At 30.1% G+C, this 741-nt stretch carries 1 protein-coding gene; it reads left to right on the forward strand.

The genetic code is table 11. The annotated features are described in order from the left end of the window. Positions 1-173: 173 nt before the first annotated feature. Positions 174-741 (forward strand): hypothetical protein (locus tag ON24_RS08820; protein WP_040682689.1); only part of this gene is annotated, 568 nt, incomplete at its 3' end.

The raw sequence follows: 741 nt of genomic DNA on the forward strand, positions 1-741 counted from the left end.
AATCCTCATGTAAAATATATTAAAACTCCTAATGTTGAATATGTGCAATATGTAATTAATGGTACTTCTAAAATGGCACCCAATAATTTCCCATTACGTGCAATTGAAGCTCTTGAACAAAATCAAACAACTACTAAAGCTTTAGATTTAGCATTACAAAAAAGGGGCTTAAAATGAATATACAACAAATAATACTCAAAATTCTTCAAGATAATGTTAAAACTCATCTTGGGGAAAATGTTCCTGTTGTAATAAGACAATTTCCTTTAGACACAACCCCTTGTATAACAATTGACTCTGAAGGGGGAAGACCTTCAGATTTACCTTATGTATTACAAGAGAAATTACCCTTGGATGAAAATCATCCACAATATGATTCAGATCATCCTAACAAGTTATTTACTCAAGATGTATACTATCAGAAAACCTCTGATACAATTGTTATAAATTGTTGGTACAATGACAAAAGAGACCGTGATGTTATTTCTGATAGAGTAGAGGAGTTATTGTTTCTTGCAAGAACACAGAATTATATGTTCTGTATAAATTATGATAATAAAACTCATTTATGTTCTACAAGTCACAAAGAATGTTCTGCAAGAACTAGTAAAAATAGTCTTGCCGTGAAAGGATTTTGTCCTAATCCTGATGAATATCATCCATCTAATCTTCTTTTTAATAATTTTATTTTTCCTACTACATTCCGAATTCAAGCTATTTTTAATCAAGATGAGTATAACC

The organism is Methanobrevibacter boviskoreani JH1 (genome assembly GCF_000320505.1).
GTDB lineage: Archaea > Methanobacteriota > Methanobacteria > Methanobacteriales > Methanobacteriaceae > Methanarmilla > Methanarmilla boviskoreani.